Source organism: Shinella sp. WSC3-e (genome assembly GCF_945994535.1).
Lineage (GTDB): Bacteria > Pseudomonadota > Alphaproteobacteria > Rhizobiales > Rhizobiaceae > Shinella > Shinella yambaruensis.
Window position 1 is genome coordinate 3,693,655 of sequence record NZ_OZ000530.1, and the last position, 21,930, is coordinate 3,715,584.

A 21,930-nucleotide genomic window follows, 5' to 3' on the forward strand; every position below is an offset into this window, starting at 1 on the left:
CCCCCCCGACGTCATCTTCGGCCTTGAGCCGAGGATCCAACGGCGTACCCCGGATCGTGGATGGTCGGGTCAAGCCCGACCATGACGGAGGAGAGGTTTGGCGGACTGTCTCTCTTCGAAGTGAGACCCCGCCGTATCAGGCGGGGTTCTTTCATTCAACCGTCCATCCGGCTTGGCGTTACTCGCGGTTGCCGAGGAAGCGCAGCAGGAACAGGAAGAGGTTGATGAAGTCGAGGTAGAGCGTCAGCGCGCCCATGATGGCCTTGCGGCCGGCCACGGCGACGTCATCGGCTTCAAAATACATTTCCTTGATCTTCTGCGTGTCCCAGGCCGTCAGGCCTGCGAAGACCAGAACGCCGATCGCGGAGATCGCGAAGTCGAGCGCCGAGGACTGCAGGAACAGGTTGACGAGCGAGGCGATGATCAGGCCGAACAGGCCCATGATCAGGAACGAGCCGATCGCGGACAGGTCCCGCTTCGTCGTGTAGCCGAACAGCGACAGCGCGCCGAAGGCGGCGGCGGAGACGAAGAAGGTCTGCGCGATGCTGGCGCCGGTATAGATCAGGAAGATCGACGACAGCGACAGGCCCATCAGGCCGGCATAGACCCAGAAGGTCGTCTGCGCGGCCGAAACGCTCATCGTATGGATACGGAAGCTCAGGAAGAAGACCAGCGCCAGCGGGGCGAGCATCACGACCCACTTCAGCGGGCTCACATAGATCGCGTAACCGAAGCTCGTGAGCTGGCCACCGGCAAAGGCAGCCTGCGAGGCGAAATACGCCACGACACCGGTGATCGCGAGACCCAGGGCCATCAGGTTGTAGACCCGGAGCATATAGGCGCGCAGGCCCTCGTCGATGACGGCACCGGCCTGAGCGCCGGCATTGGCCGTTCGGGTCTGGTAGTTGCGGAGATCAGCCATGTTTTCCTCTCGTAAAGCCCCCTCGTGGTGACGGTGTCGGGTTCCCGTTTATTCGCCGAGGGTCCGGCGCAAGGGATCCGGGCAGCCGCTGCGGGGCTCCAGCTTGCCTGCACTCAATATGCGCATGAATTGTGTCTCGTACAAGACCCGCGCGCCCTGCGGGAGCCCGGATCCTGCCGATGTCAGAGCTCGCGCAGCACGGGCGCGGCCTTCTGCCCCAGGATGCGCCAGGTCCCGGCAAGGCCGATGCCGACGGTCATGACGAGCGCCGTGACGACCGTCATGACGGCCACGTCCGGCAGGAAGCTCGACGGCAGCGTCATGATGCGGCTCACAACGAACCAGGCCGCCACCCCGCCGGCGAAGAGCGCGAAGACCGCCGTCGCCAGCCCGAGCATCAGATATTCGTAGCTGAAGGCGCGGATCAGCGTGGCGCGCGTCGCACCCAGCGTCTTGAGGACCACCGCATCGTGCACGCGCGCCCGGTTGCCGGCGGCGAGCGCCCCGGCGAGCACGAGGATCGAGGCGATGAGCGCGACGGCCGCCGCCGCCCGGATGGCGGTGGCGAGCTGGCCGACCAGCTCGTTGACCACGTCGAGCGCATCCTTGACGCGCACGCTGGTGATCGTCGGGAAGGCATTGGTGACGGCCTTCAAGGTCGCCGCCTCCTGCCCGGCCGTCGCCTGCGGGTCGATCACCGTCGCCAGCCACGCATGCGGCGCGCCGGCAAAGGTGTTCGGCGAGAAGACCATGACGAAGTTGATCGACAGCGATTCCCATTCGACATTGCGGAAGTTCGCGATGCGCGCCGTGATGTTGCGGCCGAGCACGTTGACCGTCACGCTGTCGCCGATCTTGAGGCCGAGCTCGCGGCCCTCCTCGGCGGCGAAGGAGACGAGCGGCTCGCCGGAATAATCCTCCGGCCACCATTCGCCCTCGGCAAGCGTGGAGTTTTCCGGCGTGCGCTTGGCATAGGTGATGCCGCGGTCACCGCGCAGCACCCATTGCCCCTCCGGCGGCACCTTGACCTTCGAGACCTCGACGCCGTTCAGCTCCATGACGCGGCCGCGCAGCATGGGCACCTCGATGATCTTGCCGTCGGGCATGTTCGCCTGCAGCACGGTGCGGAACCCGTCGAGCTCGCTGCCCTGGATATCGACGAAGAAGAAGTTCGGCGCGCGCTCCGGCAGGTTGCCGGTCAGTTCCCGGCGCAGATTGCCGTCGATCAGCGTCAGCGTGACGAGAAGCGCAAGGCCGAGGCCGAGCGACAGCACGACGGACGCGGTAAGCGCGCCCGGCCGGTGGATATTGCCGACCGCCAGCCGCAAGGCGGGCGAATTTACGCGCGGGCTGCGTTTCGCGACCGCGGTGATCAGCATGGCGACGACGCGCAGAACGACGAAGGCGAAGGCGATCGCCCCGAGGAAGACGACGGCGATGTAGCGGTCATAGGCCGTGGCAATGGCAAGCCCGGCCAGCGCCGCAAGAAGCAGCGCCGCGCCCGCGACATAGGGCCAGCTCGGCAGGCGGCCGGCCTCGAAACCCTGCTCGCGGAAGAGCGCCGTCGCCGGCACCTCGCGGGCATGGCCGAGCGGCATGATGGCGAAGGCCAGCGCCGTCAGGAGGCCGAAGACCGCGGCAAGCAACAGGGCCGGGGGATAGATCGTCGCCTCCGCCGGCACCGGCAGCACGCCGTCGAGGAAGCCCATCGCCACCACGGGCATCAGCGCGCCCGCCACGAGGCCGATCAGGATGCCGACCGCGGCGATCAGCGCGATCTGCACAAGATAGACCAACGCCACCAGCGAAGCCGGCGCGCCGAGGCACTTGAAGGTGGCGATGACGGAGCGCTTGGAATCGAGATAGGCGCGCACCGCATTGGCAACGCCGACGCCGCCGACGATCAGCGCCGTCAGGCCGACCAGCGTCAGGAACTGCGAGAAGCGCGTGATGTTGTTGGTCAGCGAAGGCGCCGCGCTGTTGGAGGTACGGATCGACCAGCCGGCCTGCGGGAAGGCTTTCGTGGCGTCCGCCCGCACCTTCGACAGCGCCATGCCGGCATCGGCGAGCCGGATGCGATAGGCGTTCTCCACGAGGCTGCCGGTCTGCACGAGCCCACTCGCCTGCATGGCCTCCTCCGAGATCATCAGCCGCGGCGCGAAGCCGAACCCTTCCGAAACGGCGTCCGGCTCGCGCACCAGCGTCGCCGTCACCTTCAGCCGGGCGGTGCCGAGCAGGATCTCGTCGCCGACGGCAATGCCGAGACGGTCGAGCAGCAGCGGCGCGACGACCGCGCCGTAGCTCTCGCCCTCCTTGGCGAAGAGCGCGGAGGACGGCTGCTGCGGGCTGGTCTCCAGCGTGCCGTAGAGCGGATAGGCGCCGTCGACGCCTTTCGCCTCGACCAGCGTCTGGTCGGACCCGTCGGGCAGGCGCGCCATGGAGCGCAGGCTGGAGGAGAGGGAAACGTCGCCCAACCCCTTAAAATGCTCCAGCTCTTCCGGGGTCGCGAAGCGGTTGTTGAATTCGAAGCGCACGTCGCCGGCAAGCAGGGTCTGCCCCTGCGAGGCGATCGCCTGGGTGATGGCGCTCGACACCGAGTTGACGCCCGCGATCGCCGCCGTTCCGAGCGCGATGCAGGCGAGGAAGATGTAGAACCCCTTGAGGCCCCCGCGCATTTCGCGCAGCGCCAGGCGAAGTGCCAGAGGAAACTGTCTCAGGACCGTGCCGATCCTCATGCGGGCACCGCCTCGGCCAGCGTCGCCTTGATCGGCGCCGCGCCGGAAACGATCTCGCCGGAGCGCATGGCGACCTGCCGGCTGCACCGGGCGGCGAGCGAGGGATCATGCGTCACCAGCACCAGCGTCATGCCGCGCTCGGCCTGCTTTGCGAAGAGAAGATCGGCGATCTGCCGGCCGGTCTCGGTGTCGAGGTTGCCGGTCGGCTCGTCGGCGATCAGCAGTTTCGGCGAGGGCGCGAGCGCCCGGGCGATCGCCACGCGCTGCTGTTCGCCGCCCGAAAGCTGGCCGGGATAATGCGACAGGCGCTCGCCGAGGCCGACCGCCGTCAACTCCCGCCGGGCGATCTCGAAGGCGTCCCGCACATTGGCGAGCTCCAGCGGCACCGCGACGTTTTCCAGTGCCGTCATGTTGGGAATGAGGTGGAAGGACTGGAAGACGATGCCGATATTGCGGCCGCGGAAATCGGCCACCTGGTCCTCGGTCATGCCGTGCAGGCCCGCGCTGTCGATATGGATCTCGCCGCTGTCCAGCCGTTCGAGCCCGGCGAGCACCATCAGGAGCGTCGACTTGCCGGAGCCGGACGGGCCGACGATGCCGACCGATTCACCCCCCTCGATCGAAAGGTCGATCCCCTTCAGCACATGAACGGAGGCGGCCGCCCGGCCGAGGGTGAGATCGGCTTTTTTGAGATCGATGATGGTTTTGGCCAAGGAATTCTGCCCTATATGTCTTGAAGCAACTGGAATGCCAGCAATCTAGGATCAGCGACATGTCGTTTAAAGCGGCGCTTGGATTTTTCGCCTCACTTGCAATCACAGCTTTGTTATCCGTGAATGCCGCCCGGGCGGAGCCCGTGAAGCTCGTCGGCTTCGGCGACAGCCTGATGGCCGGCTACCAGCTGCCCGCGACGGACGCCTTTCCGGTGAAGCTGGAGAAGGCGTTGCGCGAAAAGGGCTACGAGGTCGAGATCGCCAATGCCGGCGTTTCCGGCGACACGAGCTCCGGCGGTCTTGCCCGGCTCGACTGGTCGATCCCCGAGGGCACGCAGGGCGTGATTCTGGAACTCGGCGCCAACGACGCGCTGCGCGGCATTCCGCCGGAACAGACGGAGAAGAACCTCGACGCCATGCTGACACGCCTCAAGGAGCGCGGCATCGCGGTGCTGCTTGCCGGCATGCTGGCCCCGCCGAACATGGGCCCCGACTACGGCGAGCGCTTCAACGGCATCTACCAGCGCATGGCGGAAAAGCACGGCGTCGCGCTCTATCCGTTCTTCCTCGACGGGGTCGTCACCAAGGCGAACCTGCAATTGGAGGATGGCATGCATCCGAATTCCGAGGGGGTGGACGTGATGGTCGCGACGATCCTTCCGGCCGCCGAAGCGTTCATCAAATCGATACCGGCGAAGGAGTAGTTTTCGCGGGTGCGAAATAAGGGTTGCGCAAAAATCCATTGCGTGATTCGCTGACAGTACATTCCAGCAGGGAGAAGTCGCCATGCCGAGACTTTTCGTCGCCCTCGAAGTGCCGCGCAATGCTGCCATGAGCCTCTCCTTGCTGAGAGGCGGACTTCCCGGAGCCCGCTGGATCGATGTCGAGAACTTCCACATTACCTTGCGTTTCATCGGCGATATCGACGGCCGCACTGCCGACGAGGTGGTCGACAAGCTCGACCGCATCGAGCGCCCGGAATTCCAGCTGGCCCTGTCGGGCATGGGCTCCTTCGGCTCGAAGAAGCCGCATTCCGTCTTCGCCGGCGTGACGCAGGCGCCGGAAATGTACGCCCTCCAGGGCGAAATCGAGCGCATCTGCCAGCGCCTCGGCCTTCCCGCCGATCCGCGAAAGTTCACGCCCCACGTCACGCTCGCCCGCCTGCGCAACGCCCGCACCGAGGACGTCGCCCACTACCTTTCCGGCCGCGGCAATTTCCACACCGCCCCCTTCACGGTGAACCGCTTCGTGCTGATGTCCTCGAAGGAATCGGTCGGCGGGGGGCCGTACCTTACGGAAGAGGTTTTCCCGCTCTACGAGGCCGGCGGCGGCTGGGACGGCGCGGACTTGCACGACCATCCGGTTTGACAGAACGGACAGACAGCTGCGGGTACGTCATTTCAGCTGGGCAACGGCGGCAGGTCAGGTGCGGTCAGTCCCGCGAAGGGCTCGCGCCACGCATCGATCCGTTCAAGCCGCTCGTTCCAATCCTGTATTGCCGGATATTCGTCAAGCGGCAGCCGGGCGACGTCGTTGTAGGGTAGGAAGGTCGCCATCCGGAAATCCGCGAACGAGACGGTGTCGCCAACGAGCCACGCGCGGTTTGACAGTTCGCTTTCCAGGATGCGCGCGGCCTTGTGAAACTGCCGAAGTCCTTCCGCGACCATCTGCTCGTCGCAGGCGCCGATGCCGTAGCGCGGCTTTGTCCCGCGTTCCCATTGCACGATGTCGCATGCCTTGACGAAATTTTCCTTCGCCCAGCTGATCCAGCGGATCATGTCCGGCTCGTCATCGTCGGTGCGCCAGAAATTCGAACGGGCGTTTCGGGAGAGCCAGCAGACGATGGCGTCGCTTTCCCAGAGCGTCCGGCCGGGAAGCTCGAGAATTGGCAGCAACAGGTTCGGGTTCAGCGGCCTGTAGCGCTCCGCCTGACCCGCCGCCAGCGGCGCTGCGAACGCGAATTCGACGTCTGCCTTCAAAAAGCGCGCGGCTGCGACCGCCACGCGGGGATTGGGGTTGCGGCTGAAATAGATCTTCATTCGGCTTGCCTCCATTTGCATACCCCGAAAGACGCCCGGGCGAGGGACGGGCCGACATCGGCGCGAAAAGAAACCGTGGCGTTCGAAAGGCCCGAATGCTGCAAGCTCCCCCGTGCTTAGTCCCTGGCGCGATTCAGCATTTCGTGTCGACCCGCCCGAATCCCGTCAATCCCTTGTGGTGAACAAACCCTGAATCCGCCCGAGTCAGTGATTCGTCTCCGATTCGTTCGCAGACTGTTCCGGGTACCGTCCGACCCTGGAGAAAAGCCGCGTCCTTCGTCTTGCCCCTTGCCATCGGGCCTCCCGATGGGCATCTGTTGCCTGCCGGATGCGTCCGGCGGAAATTGAAACCTGCCGGGGCGTGACTTGTCGCAAGCACCCATGATCTTGAGCGGCCGCGGGGTCACCGCGGTGCTCGGCCCGACCAATACGGGCAAGACCCACTACGCAATCGAGCGCATGGTGGCACATGAGACGGGCGTGATCGGCCTGCCTCTGCGCCTCTTGGCGCGCGAGGTCTATACGCGCCTCGTCGACAAGGTCGGCCCGCACAATGTGGCACTCGTCACCGGCGAGGAGAAGATCACGCCGCACATGGCGCGCTATTCGGTCTGCACGGTGGAGGCGATGCCGCGCGAGACGCGCGCCTCCTTCGTCGCGATCGACGAGATGCAGCTGGCCGGCGATCTGGAACGCGGCCACATTTTTACCGACCGGGTGCTGCATCTGCGCGGCCGCGACGAGACGCTGCTGCTCGGCGCGGCGACGATGAAGCCGATCCTGGAACAGCTGCTGCCCGGCATCGCGGTCGTCGAGCGCCCGCGGCTGTCGCAGCTCTTCTATTCCGGCTCGAAGAAGATCACCCGCCTGCCGCAGCGCACGGCCATCGTCGCCTTCTCCGCCGACGAGGTCTATGCGATCGCCGAACTGATCCGCCGCCAGCGCGGCGGGGCGGCGGTGGTGCTCGGCGCGCTTTCACCCCGCACCCGCAATGCACAGGTCGCGCTCTACCAGGAGGGCGACGTCGAATATCTCGTCGCGACCGATGCGATCGGCATGGGCCTCAACCTCGACGTCGACCATGTCGCCTTCGCCCAGGACCGCAAGTTCGACGGCTACCAGTTCCGCAACCTCAACCCCGCCGAGCTCGCCCAGATCGCCGGCCGCGCCGGCCGGCACCTGCGCGACGGCACCTTCGGCGTGACGGGCCGCGTCGATCCGTTCGACGACGAGCTGGTCAAGCGCATCGAGACGCACCAGTTCGACCCCGTGCGCGTGCTGCAGTGGCGCACCACCCGGTTCGACTATTCCTCCCTCTCGGCGCTGCGCCATTCGCTCGACGCGCCGCCGCCGATAAGCGGGCTGACACGGGCGCTGCCGGCCGTCGACCAGCAGGCGCTGGAGCATCTGTCGCGCTACCCCGACGTCCGCGATCTCGCGACGACGCCGGAGCGCGTCGAGAAGCTCTGGGAGGCCTGCGCGCTTCCCGACTACCGCCGCATCGCCCCCGCGCAGCACGCCGACCTCATCTCGACGCTCTATGCGGACCTCATAAAGCGCGGCGCGGTTAACGAAGACTTCATGGCCGACCAGGTGCGCCGCGCCGATCGAACCGATGGCGAGATCGACACGCTTTCGGCACGAATCGCACAGATAAGGACATGGACCTATGTGTCGAATCGGCCCGGATGGCTTGCCGATCCGACACACTGGCAGGAAAAGACGCGGGAAATCGAAGACCGATTGTCCGATGCGCTACATGAACGGTTGACGAAACGCTTTGTTGATCGCAGGACATCTGTGCTCATGAAGCGCCTGAGAGAGAATGCGATGCTGGAAGCTGAAATCAGTGTGAATGGCGATGTCTTCGTAGAGGGACATCATGTCGGGCAGTTGGCCGGTTTCCGGTTTACGCTGGCCTCCGGAACGGAAGGTCCCGATGCGAAGGCCGTGCAGGCGGCTGCGCAGAAGGCGCTTGCGCTGGAGTTCGAAGCCCGGGCCGCACGCCTGCATGCCGCCGGCAACGGCGACCTCGCGCTCGGCTCCGACGGCACCGTGCGCTGGCTCGGCGATCCCGTCGCGCGCCTGACGGCGAGCGACCACGTCATGCGCCCGCGCGTCATCCTGCTCTCCGACGAGCAGCTGACCGGCAATGCGCGCGACCACGTCGCCGCCCGTATCGAGCGCTTCGTGAACCATCACATCGCGACCGTGCTGAAGCCGCTCGACGACCTTTCGCGCGCGGAAGACCTGCAGGGTCTCGCCAAGGGCCTCGCCTTCCAGCTCGTCGAGAACCTCGGCGTGCTCTTCCGCCGCGACGTGGCGGAGGACGTGAAGTCGCTCGACCAGGAAGCCCGCGCCTCGATCCGCAAGCACGGCATCCGCTTCGGCGCCTACCACATCTTCATGCCCGCGCTCCTGAAGCCAGCCCCGGCCGAGCTCATCACCCTGCTCTGGGCGCTGAAGAACGATGGCCTCGACAAGCCGGGCTACGGCGACCTCATCCCGGTGCTCGCCGCCGGCCGCACCTCGGTCGTCACCGACCCGAGCTTCGAGCGCGCCTTCTACAAGCTCGCCGGCTTCCGCTTCCTCGGCAAGCGGGCCGTGCGCATCGACATCCTGGAGCGCCTCGCCGACCTCATCCGCCCGCTGCTGCAGTGGAAGCCGGGCACGCCGCGCCCCGAGGGCGCCTATGACGGCCGCCGCTTCATGGCGACGACCGCCATGCTCTCCATCCTCGGCGCGACGCCGGACGACATGGAAGAGATCCTCAAGGGTCTCGGCTACCGTGCCGACAGCGTGAAGGCCGAGGAGGTCGCCGCCCATCTTGCCGCCGCGACCCCGGCTCCGGCCGATGCCGCCGCCGCAGCGCCCGCCGAAGCAAATACGGAAGTGTCCGACGAACACGACGCCGATGCGGCGGAGGGCGAAAGCGAGGCCCCGGCGGTCGCCGCAGAGGCATCGGCCGCCCCGGCCGAAGCCCCGGCCACCGAGGCCACTGAGGCCGCCGAAACCGCGGAAGCACCGGCAGCGGCGGAAGCCGCCGCCGAAGGCGAGCCGGCCGAAGCCAAGCCGGTGCTGCTCTGGCGTCCGGGCTCGCGCCATGACAACCAGCGCCAGGGCCACCGCCACGGCGGGGAACGGCAGGGCGATCGCCAGGGCCAGGGGGCGCGTCGTGGCGGCGAGCGCCATCGTGGCCAGCCGGCCGGGGAGCGCGGCGAGCGGCGCGACGGCGGCCGCGGCCGTCCGGACCAGGCCAAGGGCCGCGACGGAAAGCCGCAGGGCGGCAATCGCCCCGATCGCAATGAGCATCGCCCCGATCGCAACGATCGCGGCGGCAAGCCGCAGCAGGCGAAATTCGAGGCCCGGCCGCCCCGCAAGGAAAAGCCGATCGACCCGGATTCGCCCTTCGCCAAGCTCGCGGCGCTCAAGGAGCAGCTGAAGAAGTAAGCCGATGGCACGCGACGAGGAACAGCCGGCAGGTCAGGCGCGGCAGCGCATCGACAAATGGCTGTTCTTCGCGCGGCTGCGCAAGTCGCGCTCGCTGGCGGCGAAATCCGTGGAAGCGGGCGATGTCAGCGTCAACGGCCAGAACATCCGCCAGCCATCGCATATGGTGCGCCCCGGCGATGTCGTGGTGCTCTCGCTCGACCGGCACGACATGGTGGTGAAGGTGCTGCAGGCCGGCGAACGCCGCGGGCCCTACGAGGAAGCCCGCCTTCTCTACAGCGACATGACGCCGCCCCCGCCGCCGCGCGAGGAGCGCTCGCTCTTCGAGCAGGCGACACGCGAGCGCGGCGCCGGCCGGCCCACCAAGCGGGAACGCCGCGAAACCGACCGCCTGCATGGTTTTCCCGGCGACGACGAGGATTAGAATTCTATACCTCGCATGCGCCCGGCAGCGCATGTATTACGCTTGCAAACCGCCCGCAAAGCCTTTACCTCAGCCACCGGACGGCCCTCGATGCGCGCGGCCTCTCCTGTCCGGCAAGCCGGTCGCGTAACGGGTTCTGTGGTGACGGACGGCCTCGTCCGCGCCCGCCTTATGACGTTTCTGGAGTTCCTCATGACGTATGTCGTGACCGACAACTGCATTCGCTGCAAGTACACGGACTGTGTGGAAGTGTGCCCCGTCGACTGTTTCTACGAGGGGGAGAATTTCCTCGTCATCCACCCCGACGAATGCATCGATTGCGGTGTCTGCGAACCGGAATGTCCCGCCGAGGCGATCAAGCCGGATACCGAGCCGGGCCTCGACAAGTGGCTGCAGATCAATGCGGAATTCGCATCGGTCTGGCCGAACATCACGGTCAAGCGGGACGCGATGCCGGAAGCGAAGGAAATGGACGGCGAGGAAGGCAAGTACGAGAAGTACTTCTCTCCCAATCCGGGCCAGGGTGATTGATCGCCGCACAGGGCGGCAACCGAAGCTGGGGAAAAAGACCTGCTCCCGCCAAAAGGCGATGGGACAGGCTTGATGACCCATGCGAAGCAAATTATTGATTTCGGCACTTTTTTGTGGTAGGGTCCCGATACTGATCCACATCGCGGCATTTTGCGTGCCCGAACACCACCACGAAAGCAAACGATCCCTCAACGCCGCTCACCTCCCATAGGCAGCCCCGGTTGCTCAAATGTGAACGCGTCGCAGTGGACCTTTTTGCGCATGGCGGACGGACCAGAGTGGTGACACCGCAACGGTGCCCCCCGTCTTTCCCGGGTCCCCGGACCCACCCGGCCATGCCGGGAGCGTAACAGGGAGTATTTGAACAGAATGACGACCCAGCAGAAGAAATCTTCCACGCGCCAGGGCTTCAAGACCGGTGAATCGATCGTCTATCCCGCTCACGGCGTCGGCCAGATCGTCGCCATCGAGGAGCAGGAAGTCGCCGGCATGAAGCTTGAGCTTTTTGTCATCGATTTCGAAAAGGACAAGATGCGTCTCAAGGTGCCGGTTGCCAAGGCCGTTTCGATCGGCATGCGCAAACTGTCGGAGACCGATTTCGTCGACCGCGCGCTGAAGGTTGTCCAGGGCAAGGCCCGCGTGAAGCGTACCATGTGGTCGCGCCGCGCGCAGGAATATGATGCCAAGATCAATTCGGGCGACCTGATCTCGATCGCCGAAGTGGTCCGCGACCTCTACCGTGCGGAAAACCAGCCGGAACAGTCCTATTCCGAGCGCCAGCTCTACGAAGCCGCGCTCGACCGCATGGCCCGGGAAATCGCCGCCGTCAACAAGATGTCGGAAACCGAGGCCGTCCGCCTCGTCGAGACGAACCTTGCCAAGGGCCCCAAGCGCGGCAAGGCGATCGAAGAGGACGACTCGCAGGACGAAGCTGCCTGATCTAGGGCAGCGCTTCCGATTTTAAAGCCCGGCTGGCAACAGCCGGGTTTTTTATTGGAACTTTTCCGGCGGCAGGCCGTTTGGCGATCGAGGACGATCCGGCTTCGGGCGGCCGGCGGGGTGGCTTGGTCACTTTATTTTCTCGAAAACCGTTTTCGAGTGATCCGTTGGTCTTTCCGAAACGTCATCGTCAAGCAGGGCGCAAGGTCAGGAGCAGGAATGGGCCTGCTTGCGCCGGTTCGGTTTACGTGGAGAGACCCGCCATGGCTACGACGACCGCAGACCGCCGCATGATCAAGCTCGCAATGTCCGCGCCCTATCTCGAACGGGACGAGGAGCAGGCGCTGGCCCAGGCCTGGAAGAACAACAAGGACCAGGAAGCCCGCAACCGCATCGCCATGGCCCATATGCGGCTGGTGGTCTCGATGGCCGGAAAGTTCAGGAACTTCGGCCTTCCGCTCGGTGATCTCGTGCAGGAGGGCTATATCGGCCTCTTGGAAGCCGCCGCCCGTTTCGAGCCGGAACGGCAGGTGCGCTTTTCCACCTATGCCAGCTGGTGGATCCGCGCCTCGATCCAGGACTACGTGCTGCGCAACTGGTCGATCGTGCGCGGCGGCACCAGTTCGGCGCAGAAGGCGCTCTTCTTCAACCTCAGGCGCCTGCGCGCCCGGCTTGCCCGCGGCGACATCCATCTGACCGCCGAGGCGATGCATCAGGAGATCGCCGCAGCACTCGGCGTCAGCACCGCCGACGTGCGCACCATGGATGCCCGTCTTTCCTCCTCCGATGTCTCGCTCCAGGCGCCGATCTCCTCCGCCGAGGGCGAGGGCTCGAACCGGCTCGACTTTCTCACCAGCGACGCCCCCCTTCCCGACGAACAGGCGGAAGGCAGCATCGACGGCGAACGCCGCCATCACTGGCTGCATGCCGCGCTCGGCCAGCTCAACGAACGCGAGATGAAGATCATCCGTGCCCGGCGGCTGGCGGAAAACGGCGCGACGCTCGAGGAACTCGGCGCCGTGCTCGGCATTTCCAAGGAGCGTGTACGCCAGATCGAGAATCGCGCGCTGGAGAAGCTGCGCGCCGTGCTGGTCAGCAAGACCACGGATTTCGCCTACGCCTGACGGCAAGGCTGATCTCAGGGTCCCGGGACGGCCACGGGACCCACGCTGCAAGATCGCGCCGTTTCGCCCGGCAATCAAACGTGATCATCACCGTTCATTGACGTTCCTGCCGATTCATGCGCATTGCTACGCAATCGTGCATGTTTGGATTCGACAATGTCGGGACAAGACCTTCTTCTGCTCGGAGAGCGGCAAGACCTGATCCGCGCGCGGCTCGACCTTTCGGGGCGGGTGATCGCGGCGGAACTGGCACAGGAGCTCGGCGTGTCGGAAGACACGATCCGGCGGGACCTGCGTGAAATGGCGGCCTCCGGCCTCTGCCGCCGGGTCTATGGCGGGGCCTTGCGCATGGCGCACGCTTCCACCACGATGAACGAGCGCATGGCGATTGCCGGCGCGCGCAAGGCGGCGCTCGCCCGTGCGGCCGCCGGGCTCATCCCTGCCGGCACCACCGTCTTCCTCGATGCCGGCAGCACCAATGTCGCGCTCGCCCGCGCCTTGCCGACGGCCGCCGGTCTCACCGTTGCCACCAACGGGCCGGCCATCGCCGCGGCGCTTCTCGAGCGCGACATCGCGACGATCCAGCTCGGCGGGCTGATCGATGCCCGCTCGGGCGCGGCGATCGGCGCCAAGGCGATGCGCGATGCGGAGGCCCTTCGGCCTGACATCCTGGTGCTCGGCGTCTGCGGCATCGATCCGGAGGCCGGCGTCACCGCCGACAGTTTCGAGGAGGCGGAATTCAAGCGCTTCGTCGCCTCGCGCAGCCGGACGGTGATCGTCATCGTTACCAACGACAAGCTTTTCACCGCAGCCCCCTATTCGGTCGCCCCTCTTGCCCGCGTGGCAAGCGCCGTGATCGAGGCGGATGCGGGCGAGGCCGAGGCGGCAGCGCTCGCCGCCGCCGGCATCGACATCCTGCGGGCCGGATAGGCGCCCCTCCCAGAATCCTGAAACGGACCTCCCATGACGACGCCCGAAAATGCCATCAAAGGCACCGCCTTCGCGAGAACCCATTTTCCGCCGACACGGCTGGCCGTCTCCGGCCTTTTCCTGCTGAACGGCACCTTCGCCGGCGCCTGGGCGCCGAAAATCCCGGAGTTCGCCAGCCGCCTGTCGCTCTCCGAATCCGGCCTCGGCCTGATGATCATGTGCTTCGGCATCGGCTCGCTCGTGCTGATGCCGATCGCCGGCATCCTGATCGCCCATTACGGCACGACGCGCACGGTCAAGGGCGCCGCGGTCCTCTTCCTGTCCACCCTCATCCTGCTTTCCCTTGCCCCGACCGTCCTGCTCGGCGCGCTCGCCATCTTCCTCTTCGGCGGCCTGATGGGCGCGATGGACGTGGCGATGAACGGCAATGCGGTCGAGGTCGAAAAAACCATGCGGCGGGCGATCATGTCGTCCTGCCACGCCTTCTGGAGCCTCGGCGCCTTCATCGGCGCCACGACCGGCGGTTTCCTGATCGAGACGCTCGGCGTGACGGGCCATGCGGTGCTGCTCACCGCGCTCGGCGCCGTCGCGCTCGGCCTTGCCTGGCCCTTCGTGCTGCACGACGCGCCGCACCCGAACGAGGAGCGCCAGAAGGTGCGCCTGCCGATGACGCTCCTGCCCTGGCTGATCGGCCTCATGGCGCTGTTCTCCATGGTGCCGGAAGGCGCGATCCTCGACTGGGGCGCGCTCTACATGCGCGACGAGCTCGGCGCCTCGCTGGCAGTCTCCGGCTTCGCCTTCGGTGCCTTCTCGCTCACCATGGCCGCCATGCGCTTTGCCGGCGACCATGTGCGCGACCGTCTCGGCGCGGTGAAGACGCTGCGGTTCTGCACCGTCATGGCGATGATCGGCATGGTGGTATCGGGCATGGCGCCGAATGCCTATGTGGCTGTCCTCGGCTTCGCCATCTGCGGCATCGGCATTTCCAACATGGTGCCGATCGCCTTTTCCGCCGCCGGCAACCTGCCGGGCTTCGCGCAGGGCGTGGCGCTCTCCGTCGCGACGGTCATGGGCTATTCGGGCTCGCTCTTCGCACCCTCCGTCATCGGCTTCATCGCCGAGCATACGGGCTTCTCCATCATCTTCGCCCTGCTGCCGGTGCTCTTCGTCGTCGTGCTGCTGCTCTCGCACCATGCCGTGCATGCGGACGTGCGCGAACGGCCTTGAGCGCGCAACGCGCGGCGATCAAATCGTCGCGCGTTCCGGCCCCGGCGGTTGACAAGCCCCGTTTCCTGATCCACCTGAGGGCAAAGGCTGCACGAGCGATGCCGCATGCGGCCGGTTTTCGAGCAAGAGGCTCCAGAATGTCCTTCTCCTTCGACTTTGAACCGAAGCCGCGGCGCCGGTCCGTCGGCGTCGATGTCGGCGGCGTGCTTGTCGGCGGCGGTGCGCCGGTCGTCGTGCAGTCGATGACCAATACGGATACGGCCGATATCGACGGGACGGTGGCGCAGGTCGCCGCCCTCCACCGCGCCGGGTCGCAGATCGTGCGCATCACGGTCGACCGCGACGAGAGCGCGGCGGCGGTGCCGAAGATCCGCGAGCGCCTCCTGCGCCTCGGCATGGACGTGCCGCTCGTCGGCGACTTCCACTATATCGGCCACAAGCTGCTTGCCGACCATCCGGCCTGCGCCGAGGCGCTGGCGAAATACCGCATCAATCCCGGCAATGTCGGCTTCAAGGACAAGAAGGACAGGCAGTTCGCCGCCATCGTCGAGACCGCGATCCGCCACGACAAGCCGGTGCGCATCGGCGTCAACTGGGGCTCGCTCGACCAGGAGCTCCTGACCCGGCTGATGGACGAGAACCAGGACAAGGGCTTTCCGCTGACCGCCCAGCAGGTGATGCGCGAGGCGATCTGCCAGTCGGCGCTGCTGTCCGCCGAGCTTGCCGAGGAGATCGGCCTGCCGCGCGACCACATCATCCTCTCGGCGAAGGTCTCCAACGTGCAGGACCTCATCGCCGTCTACGCGATGCTCTCGGCGCGCTCCGACCATGCGCTGCATCTCGGCCTGACGGAAGCCGGCATGGGCACGAAGGGCGTCGTCGCCTCCTCCGCCTCGCTCGGCATCCTCATGCAGCAGGGCATCGGCGACACGATCCGCATCTCGCTGACCCCCGAGCCCGGCGGCGACCGCACCCGAGAGGTGCAGGTGGCGCAGGAACTGCTGCAGGTCATGGGCTTCCGCCAGTTCATACCCGTCGTCGCCGCCTGTCCGGGCTGCGGGCGCACCACCTCCACAGTCTTCCAGGAACTCGCCCAGAAGATCCAGGACGATATCCGCAAGAACATGTCGGTCTGGCGGGAAAAATATCCGGGCGTCGAGGGATTGAAGGTCGCGGTCATGGGCTGCATCGTCAACGGCCCGGGCGAGAGCAAGCATGCCGATATCGGCATCTCGCTGCCCGGCACCGGCGAATTGCCGATCGCTCCCGTCTATGTCGACGGCAAGAAGGCCCTGACGCTGCGCGGCACCAACATCGCCGGTGAATTCGAGACGCTCGTCAACGACTATATCGAGAAGCGCTACGGCCAGGGCCAGGCGGCCGCCGAGTAGGCGGCGGTCCTGGAGGATTTGTCGCATTTCCAGGAAAACCGGTATCCGCTTTTCCTGGAAGTGCTCCAAACCTCAGACGATCTCCTCGACAGCCGCGATCAGCCGGTCGCATTCCTCGGGCGTGCCGATGGTGATGCGCAGGAAATCGGAGATGCGCGGCTTGGCGAAATGGCGCACCAGCACGGCGCGCTCGCGCAGGCCCCTCGCCAGCGCCTCGCCGCTCACGGCCGGATGGCGGGCGAAGACGAAGTTCGCCTGCGAGGGCAGCACCTCGAAGCCGCGCTGGCGGAGCGCGCCTGTGACGCGCTCGCGCATGGCGATGACCTTGCCCCGCGTCTCGTCGAACCATTCGCGATCATCGATGGCGGCCGCGGCGCCGGCCTGCGCGATGCGGTCGAGCGGATAGGAGTTGAAACTGTCCTTCACGCGCTCCAGCGCGTCGATCAGCGGGCGCCGGCCGATGGCATAGCCGACGCGCAGGCCCGCCAGCGAGCGGGACTTCGACAGCGTGTGCACGACCAGCAGATTGTCGTATTTCCTGGTCAGCGGGATCGCGCTTTCACCGCCGAAGTCGATATAGGCTTCGTCGATCACCACCGGCTGGTCCGGGTGTGCGGCAACCAGCGCCTCGATGGCGGCAAGCGGCAGGCCGATGCCGGTGGGGGCGTTCGGGTTCGGCAGGATGATGGCACCGCAGGGCCGATCGTAGTCAGCAAGATCGATGGTGAAGTCGTCCTTCAGCGCAACCTCCTCCGCCTGAATGCCGAAGAGCCGGCAATAGGTCGGATAGAAGCTGTAGGTAATATCAGGATAGACGAGCGGCTTGTCGTGCTTGAGGAGCGCGACGAAGGCGTGCGCCAAGACTTCGTCCGAACCGTTTCCGACAAAGACCTCATCCGCGTCCACGCCGTGGAAACGGGCGATCGACTGGCGCAGCGCCAGCGCGCTCGGATCCGGATAGAGCTTCAGGCTGTCGGCGACGGCGGCCCGCATGGCGGCGATCGCCTTCGGCGACGGGCCGTAGGGGTTTTCGTTGGTGTTGAGCTTGATGAGGTTTTGAATGCGCGGCTGTTCGCCAGCGACATAGGGCTTGAGCGTGGCGACGATCGGCGACCAGAATTTGCTCATGACGTCAATTCCTGCGATTGGCAATGAAATGGGCGGTTTCGATCAGGATGCCGGCGCGATGGCTGAACGGCGCAAGAAGCGCCTCGGCCTCCGCCACGAGTTCCCGAAGACGGTTTTCCGCCCAGGCCTGGCCGCGCCGGGCGACGAGCGTCGCCTTGCCGCGATCGGCATCCTTGCCGGTCGCCTTGCCCATGGTCGCGGCATCGGCGGTGAGGTCGAGCAGGTCGTCGGCGATCTGGAAGGCAAGGCCGACCGTCTCCCCGTAGCGGCGCAGCGTCTGCCGGTCCCCCGCCGAGGCCCCCGCGACGATGGCGCCGGCCTCGCAGGCGAAGCGCAGGAGCGCGCCGGTCTTCATCTTCTGCAGCGTCACGATGCCCGCCTCGTCCGGCGCATCGGTCTCGGCCGCAAGGTCGAGCGCCTGGCCGCCGGCCATGCCGCCGATGCCGGCGGCGCGGGCGAGTGCCACCACCAGCGCCGTCTTGGTGGCATCGGGCAGACGCGTTTCGGGCGCCGCGACGATATCGAAGGCCAGCGTCAGCAGGCTATCGCCGGCAAGGATCGCCGCCGCCTCGTCGAAGGCGATATGCACGGTGGGCTGGCCGCGGCGCAGGTCGTCGTCGTCCATGGCCGGCAGGTCGTCATGCACGAGCGAGTAGCAGTGGATGCATTCGAGCGCGGCGCCGACGCGCAGCGCCGCCGTGCGCTCCACGCCCGGAAAGAGCGCGGCGGATTCGATGACGAGGAAGGGTCGCAGCCGCTTGCCGCCGTTGAGCACGCCGTGGCGCATGGCGGCGAGCAGCCGTTCGGGGCGGGCGATCTCGTCCGCCGCGACGCTGCCGGACAGCAGCGTTGCCAGCAATGCCTCCACCGCCTCGGCATTGCCCTTCAGCAGGGATTGGAATTCCTGGTAACGTTCGCTCATGGCCCGCTCTTTGGCATGGGCTCCGGGCCGAAGCAACGGCCATGCCCGGGCTCCTTCAAAGAATCGCGCCGCAGACTGGTTTTTGGCGAGCCGTGACGGTATGAAGGCGCAACGACGGAAGGACGGACGCCGGCTCTTGGACATCGTACCGGAAACACGCACAGATTCGGTCAACACGGAGGCAGAAGCCGGTGAAAGGGACGGTTGGATGAGCCGGCTTCGCCGGAACTGGCGACGCCTCGTGCTTGTCGTCCTGGCCATCGTCGCGCTGCCCTATGTGCTGATCCTGCTCTACACGATCGAATTCGTGCGCCCGGTTTCCACGCTGATGCTGCGCGATCTCGCCCTCCTGCGCGGCTACGACCGGCAATGGGTGGCGTTCGACGAGATCTCGCCCAACCTGGTGCAGGCGGTCATGATGTCCGAGGACGGCCAGTTCTGCCGCCACGGCGGGGTCGACTGGGGCGAGATGCGCGCCGTCGTCAACGAGGCGCTGGCCGGCGAGCAGACGCGCGGCGCCAGCACGATCCCGATGCAGACGGCCAAGAACCTGTTCCTCTGGAACGGCCGCTCCTTCGTGCGCAAGGCGATGGAACTGCCGCTCGCCGTCGCGGCGGATTTCGTCTGGAGCAAGCGGCGGCTGATGGAGATCTACCTCAACATCGCCGAATGGGGGCCCGGCATCTACGGCATCGAGGCCGCCGCGCAGCACCATTTCAAGGTGCCGGCCGCCAAGCTCTCGCGCCGGCAGGCCGCCCTTCTCGCCGTTTCCCTGCCGAACCCCTACGAGCGCAATGCCGGAAAGCCGGGCCGCGGCCTGCAGCGCCTCGCCCGCCTGATCGAGCGGCGCGCAAGCCGCTCGGGCGAATATATCAAGTGCCTTTATGAGTGAGTTCAGGCCTTTTCATTGGCGCAGGCCCCGGTGAAGGCCTAGGGTCTCCGCCATATCAAGAGCGCGCGGGAGCACCATGTCGGACCTCATCCTCTATGTCGGCAACAAGAATTATTCCTCCTGGTCCCTCCGGCCCTGGATCGCCATGACGGCGGCCGGCGTGCCGTTCACCGACAAGGTCATCCCCTTCGACTTTCCCGCCGGCAACCCGGAATTCAGCAAGATCTCGCCGACGGGGAAGGTGCCGGTGCTGCACCATGGCGCGGTGCGGGTGTGGGAATCGCTCGCGATCATCGAATATGTCGCCGAGCTCTTTCCCGATGCCGGGATCTGGCCGAAGGACGGCGCGGCACGGGCCGAGGCGCGGGCAATCTCGATGGAGATGCTCTCCGGCTTCCGGGCGCTGCGCAATGCCTGCCCGATGAACATCCGCCGCAAGCCGGGCGAAATCGACCTGCCGGACGGCGTGACGGATGACGTCGCCCGTATCGAGACGATCTGGAAGTCGGTGCTCGCGCGCTCCGGCGGGCCGTTCCTGTTCGGTGCCTTTTCCGCTGCCGATGCGATGTATGCGCCGGTCGTCAACCGGTTCGAAGCCTATTGCCTGACCCGCGACGAAACCGTATTGGCCTATATGGCGCGCATGAAGGCGCATCCGGCCTGGCAGACGTGGCAGGCGGCGGCGCTGGCCGAGCCGTGGATCGTGCCCGAGGACGAGGCGTGACCGGCGGAATCGAAAAAAACCGCCCGGGGACTGGTCAAGCGGGATTTTGCTGTGTATAAGCCGCCCCAATTTCCGAGATAAAGACATGTCCCTGTCGCCCATCCGGTGGCCCGTGGATGTGTTTGCCCGATAAGTGGAGTTAGTGAAATGGCTGTACCGAAAAGAAAAACGAGCCCGTCCAAGCGCGGTATGCGCCGTTCCGCAGACGCTCTGAAGGGTTCGACCTACATCGAAGACAAGAACTCGGGCGAACTGCGCCGTCCGCACCATATCGACCTGAAGACCGGCATGTACCGCGGTCGCCAGGTTCTGACGCCGAAGGAAAACGCATAAGCGTTTTCGGCATCAGCTGAGATCAGGGGCCGGCTTGCCGGCCCTTTTCTTTTGGGCCATCCGCCCCCCGAATGCCTGTCGTCGCGGCGGCGACATTTTCTTGCGCCGATTCCTGGGCTAAGAGGGCAACGGGGCCGCCCGTGCGAAGACGGTCGTTGGAGCATTTCCGCTTCTCTTCGAATCGTAAAAACGCTCTATCTGTTTGTTTTACGCAATTCCGGATGCAAGACCGCTTCGCACTTTTGCTGGAATTGCTCTGGATTCTTGTTTTCCGCATTATCCGGCGCCGAAGCGACTTCGCTTCGGCTGGAAATGCTCTAGGAGACCGCCGCCCATGCTTCTGGCCATACCGCTGCTGATCATCCCGTTCGCCCTCTACAACCTCGCCATGACCGGCCTTTTCGGCGACGGCGGCGTCGCCGTGCTCGACAGCGAGGTGATGGCGGTCAACATGCTGTCCGGCACGACCTGGACCATGGCCTTCGGCGACCTCCTTATCCTCATCGCGCTCGTGCTGCTCTTCGTGGAGATCCTGAAGGCCACGCGCCCGGGCTCGCGCGCGCTGCTCGATCACATGCTCTCGATGGTGCTGTTCGTGGTGTTCCTCGTCGAGTTCCTGCTGGTGCAGGGCGCGGCGACGCAGATCTTCTTCATCCTGATGACGATCACCTTCATCGATGTCATCGCGGGTTTTGCCGTGTCGATCCGCACGGCGAGCCGGGATCTTTCGATCGGGCTGTGACGGGCGCGGGGCAGGCCCGCGCCGGCCGTATCGTCAGCTCAAGCTGTCGAGCTTCGTCTGGAGCGCGCGCAATTGCTCCTTCAATTCGTCGAGGTCCTTGGCGTCCGCCTTGCGGGTCTCCTTCGGCGGCGCAGCATTGGCGAAGGGCGAGAACATCTTCATCGCCTGCTGGAACAGCTCCGTATTGCGCCGCGTCGTCTCCTCGATCAGCGCCATCGGCACCTGCAGGTTCTTGCCGAGCGGCGTGTCGCCGAAGGTCTTGTTGATCTGCTCGCGCATCTGCGACTGCTGCTCGGTGAAGGCCTGCATGGAGTGTTCGAGATAGCTCGGCACCACCATCTGCATCTGGTCGCCGTAGTAGGAGATCAGCTGGCGGAGGAACGAGATGGGCAAAAGCGTGTTGCCGGTCTTCGATTCCTGCTCGAAAATGATCTGCGTCAGCACCGAATGGGTGATGTCCTCGCCGGATTTGGCGTCCTGCACGGTGAAATCCTCGCCCTTTTTCACCATGACCGCGAGATCGTCCAGCGTCACATAGGTGCTGGTGCCCGTATTGTAGAGCCGCCGGTTCGCATATTTCTTGATGACGATCTGACCGTCGTTCCTGGCCATTAGGGTCTCCTCATCCCCGTATTTCCATTTCTTTTTTGGTCCTGACGAGTATCGGCAAAAAGACGCGCGCTGACAATCGAATTGTGCGATGCGGCGAGCAATGCTGCGCAACATGGATTTTCATGCTGCACGCCGCGCCGATGAAATTTTAG

The 21,930-nt window shown here is 65.7% G+C and carries 21 protein-coding genes; 14 read left to right on the forward strand and 7 right to left on the reverse strand.

Going from position 1 to position 21,930, the window contains the following annotated elements; genetic code table 11:
* Window positions 1-178 precede the first annotated feature (178 nt).
* The 3 genes from AABF56_RS18195 to AABF56_RS18205 all read right to left on the reverse strand — a co-directional run bounded on the left by AABF56_RS18195 (window position 179) and on the right by AABF56_RS18205 (window position 4,370).
* Window positions 179-922 carry a Bax inhibitor-1/YccA family protein gene (locus tag AABF56_RS18195; RefSeq protein ID WP_244769195.1) on the reverse strand — a complete coding sequence of 248 codons (744 nt, stop codon included), beginning with the start codon at window positions 920-922 and terminating at the stop codon, window positions 179-181.
* Window positions 923-1,104: 182 nt separating this feature from the next.
* Window positions 1,105-3,657: an ABC transporter permease gene (locus AABF56_RS18200; protein ID WP_272807045.1), complete on the reverse strand. Its 2,553-nt coding sequence runs from the start codon at window positions 3,655-3,657 to the stop codon at window positions 1,105-1,107.
* Window positions 3,654-4,370 carry an ABC transporter ATP-binding protein gene (locus tag AABF56_RS18205; protein ID WP_272807046.1) on the reverse strand — a complete coding sequence of 239 codons (717 nt, stop codon included), beginning with the start codon at window positions 4,368-4,370 and terminating at the stop codon, window positions 3,654-3,656. The genes AABF56_RS18200 and AABF56_RS18205 overlap by 4 nt, the downstream gene beginning before the upstream one ends.
* Before the next feature lie 59 nt (window positions 4,371-4,429).
* Here AABF56_RS18205 and AABF56_RS18210 point away from each other — a divergent pair, with 59 nt between their 5' ends.
* Both AABF56_RS18210 and thpR read left to right on the forward strand, forming a co-directional pair.
* The gene (locus AABF56_RS18210) at window positions 4,430-5,074 is read left to right on the forward strand and encodes an arylesterase (RefSeq protein ID WP_244769192.1); all 645 of its coding nucleotides are present in this window, start codon (window positions 4,430-4,432) and stop codon (window positions 5,072-5,074) included.
* 82 nt (window positions 5,075-5,156) lie between these two features.
* Entirely contained in the window at window positions 5,157-5,738 is a 582-nt protein-coding gene (gene thpR, locus AABF56_RS18215; RefSeq protein ID WP_272807047.1) for an RNA 2',3'-cyclic phosphodiesterase, read from the forward strand.
* Between the two features lie 32 nt (window positions 5,739-5,770).
* On the opposite strand, the gene AABF56_RS18220 is transcribed toward thpR, so the two are convergent.
* Entirely contained in the window at window positions 5,771-6,409 is a 639-nt protein-coding gene (locus AABF56_RS18220; protein ID WP_244769190.1) for a glutathione S-transferase family protein, read from the reverse strand.
* A gap of 381 nt (window positions 6,410-6,790) precedes the next feature.
* Between AABF56_RS18220 and AABF56_RS18225 the strand changes: the two genes are divergently transcribed.
* The 8 genes from AABF56_RS18225 to ispG all read left to right on the forward strand — a co-directional run bounded on the left by AABF56_RS18225 (window position 6,791) and on the right by ispG (window position 16,425).
* On the forward strand, window positions 6,791-9,859 hold the full coding sequence (locus AABF56_RS18225; protein ID WP_272807048.1) for a helicase-related protein: 3,069 nt from the start codon (window positions 6,791-6,793) through the stop codon (window positions 9,857-9,859).
* A 4-nt stretch (window positions 9,860-9,863) separates the two neighbouring features.
* Complete coding sequence (locus AABF56_RS18230; protein WP_272807049.1) at window positions 9,864-10,283, forward strand: RNA-binding S4 domain-containing protein; 420 nt, start codon at window positions 9,864-9,866, stop codon at window positions 10,281-10,283.
* Between the two features lie 192 nt (window positions 10,284-10,475).
* Window positions 10,476-10,814, forward strand: a complete 339-nt coding sequence (fdxA, locus tag AABF56_RS18235; RefSeq protein ID WP_425314253.1) for a ferredoxin FdxA — start codon at window positions 10,476-10,478, stop codon at window positions 10,812-10,814.
* Window positions 10,815-11,183: 369 nt separating this feature from the next.
* Window positions 11,184-11,753, forward strand: coding sequence for a CarD family transcriptional regulator (locus tag AABF56_RS18240; protein ID WP_119257839.1), 570 nt, complete (start codon window positions 11,184-11,186; stop codon window positions 11,751-11,753).
* Window positions 11,754-12,016: 263 nt separating this feature from the next.
* Window positions 12,017-12,877 carry an RNA polymerase factor sigma-32 gene (locus AABF56_RS18245; RefSeq protein WP_244769187.1) on the forward strand — a complete coding sequence of 287 codons (861 nt, stop codon included), beginning with the start codon at window positions 12,017-12,019 and terminating at the stop codon, window positions 12,875-12,877.
* Window positions 12,878-13,033: 156 nt separating this feature from the next.
* Window positions 13,034-13,807: a DeoR/GlpR family DNA-binding transcription regulator gene (locus tag AABF56_RS18250; RefSeq protein WP_272807050.1), complete on the forward strand. Its 774-nt coding sequence runs from the start codon at window positions 13,034-13,036 to the stop codon at window positions 13,805-13,807.
* Between the two features lie 33 nt (window positions 13,808-13,840).
* Entirely contained in the window at window positions 13,841-15,034 is a 1,194-nt protein-coding gene (locus AABF56_RS18255) for an MFS transporter (RefSeq protein ID WP_272807051.1), read from the forward strand.
* 137 nt (window positions 15,035-15,171) lie between these two features.
* Window positions 15,172-16,425: a flavodoxin-dependent (E)-4-hydroxy-3-methylbut-2-enyl-diphosphate synthase gene (gene ispG / locus AABF56_RS18260; RefSeq protein ID WP_272807052.1), complete on the forward strand. Its 1,254-nt coding sequence runs from the start codon at window positions 15,172-15,174 to the stop codon at window positions 16,423-16,425.
* A gap of 72 nt (window positions 16,426-16,497) precedes the next feature.
* Here ispG and hisC read toward each other — a convergent pair whose 3' ends face one another.
* Together hisC and AABF56_RS18270 are read right to left on the reverse strand one after the other, a co-directional pair.
* Window positions 16,498-17,553 carry a histidinol-phosphate transaminase gene (gene hisC / locus AABF56_RS18265; RefSeq protein ID WP_272807053.1) on the reverse strand — a complete coding sequence of 352 codons (1,056 nt, stop codon included), beginning with the start codon at window positions 17,551-17,553 and terminating at the stop codon, window positions 16,498-16,500.
* 4 nt (window positions 17,554-17,557) lie between these two features.
* On the reverse strand, window positions 17,558-18,475 hold the full coding sequence (locus tag AABF56_RS18270) for a polyprenyl synthetase family protein (RefSeq protein WP_272807054.1): 918 nt from the start codon (window positions 18,473-18,475) through the stop codon (window positions 17,558-17,560).
* A 136-nt stretch (window positions 18,476-18,611) separates the two neighbouring features.
* On the opposite strand from AABF56_RS18270, the gene mtgA reads away from it, so the two are divergent.
* From mtgA to AABF56_RS18290, 4 genes are all read left to right on the forward strand, one after another.
* Entirely contained in the window at window positions 18,612-19,367 is a 756-nt protein-coding gene (gene mtgA / locus AABF56_RS18275; protein WP_398431242.1) for a monofunctional biosynthetic peptidoglycan transglycosylase, read from the forward strand.
* 76 nt (window positions 19,368-19,443) lie between these two features.
* Entirely contained in the window at window positions 19,444-20,091 is a 648-nt protein-coding gene (locus AABF56_RS18280) for a glutathione S-transferase family protein (protein WP_272807055.1), read from the forward strand.
* A 147-nt stretch (window positions 20,092-20,238) separates the two neighbouring features.
* On the forward strand, window positions 20,239-20,424 hold the full coding sequence (rpmF, locus tag AABF56_RS18285) for a 50S ribosomal protein L32 (RefSeq protein ID WP_064331868.1): 186 nt from the start codon (window positions 20,239-20,241) through the stop codon (window positions 20,422-20,424).
* A gap of 334 nt (window positions 20,425-20,758) precedes the next feature.
* The gene (locus AABF56_RS18290) at window positions 20,759-21,166 is read left to right on the forward strand and encodes a hypothetical protein (RefSeq protein WP_064331869.1); all 408 of its coding nucleotides are present in this window, start codon (window positions 20,759-20,761) and stop codon (window positions 21,164-21,166) included.
* Window positions 21,167-21,199: 33 nt separating this feature from the next.
* Here the strand turns inward: AABF56_RS18290 and phaR are convergent, their stop codons facing one another.
* Window positions 21,200-21,778: a polyhydroxyalkanoate synthesis repressor PhaR gene (phaR, locus tag AABF56_RS18295; RefSeq protein ID WP_244769179.1), complete on the reverse strand. Its 579-nt coding sequence runs from the start codon at window positions 21,776-21,778 to the stop codon at window positions 21,200-21,202.
* Window positions 21,779-21,930: the final 152 nt, after the last annotated feature.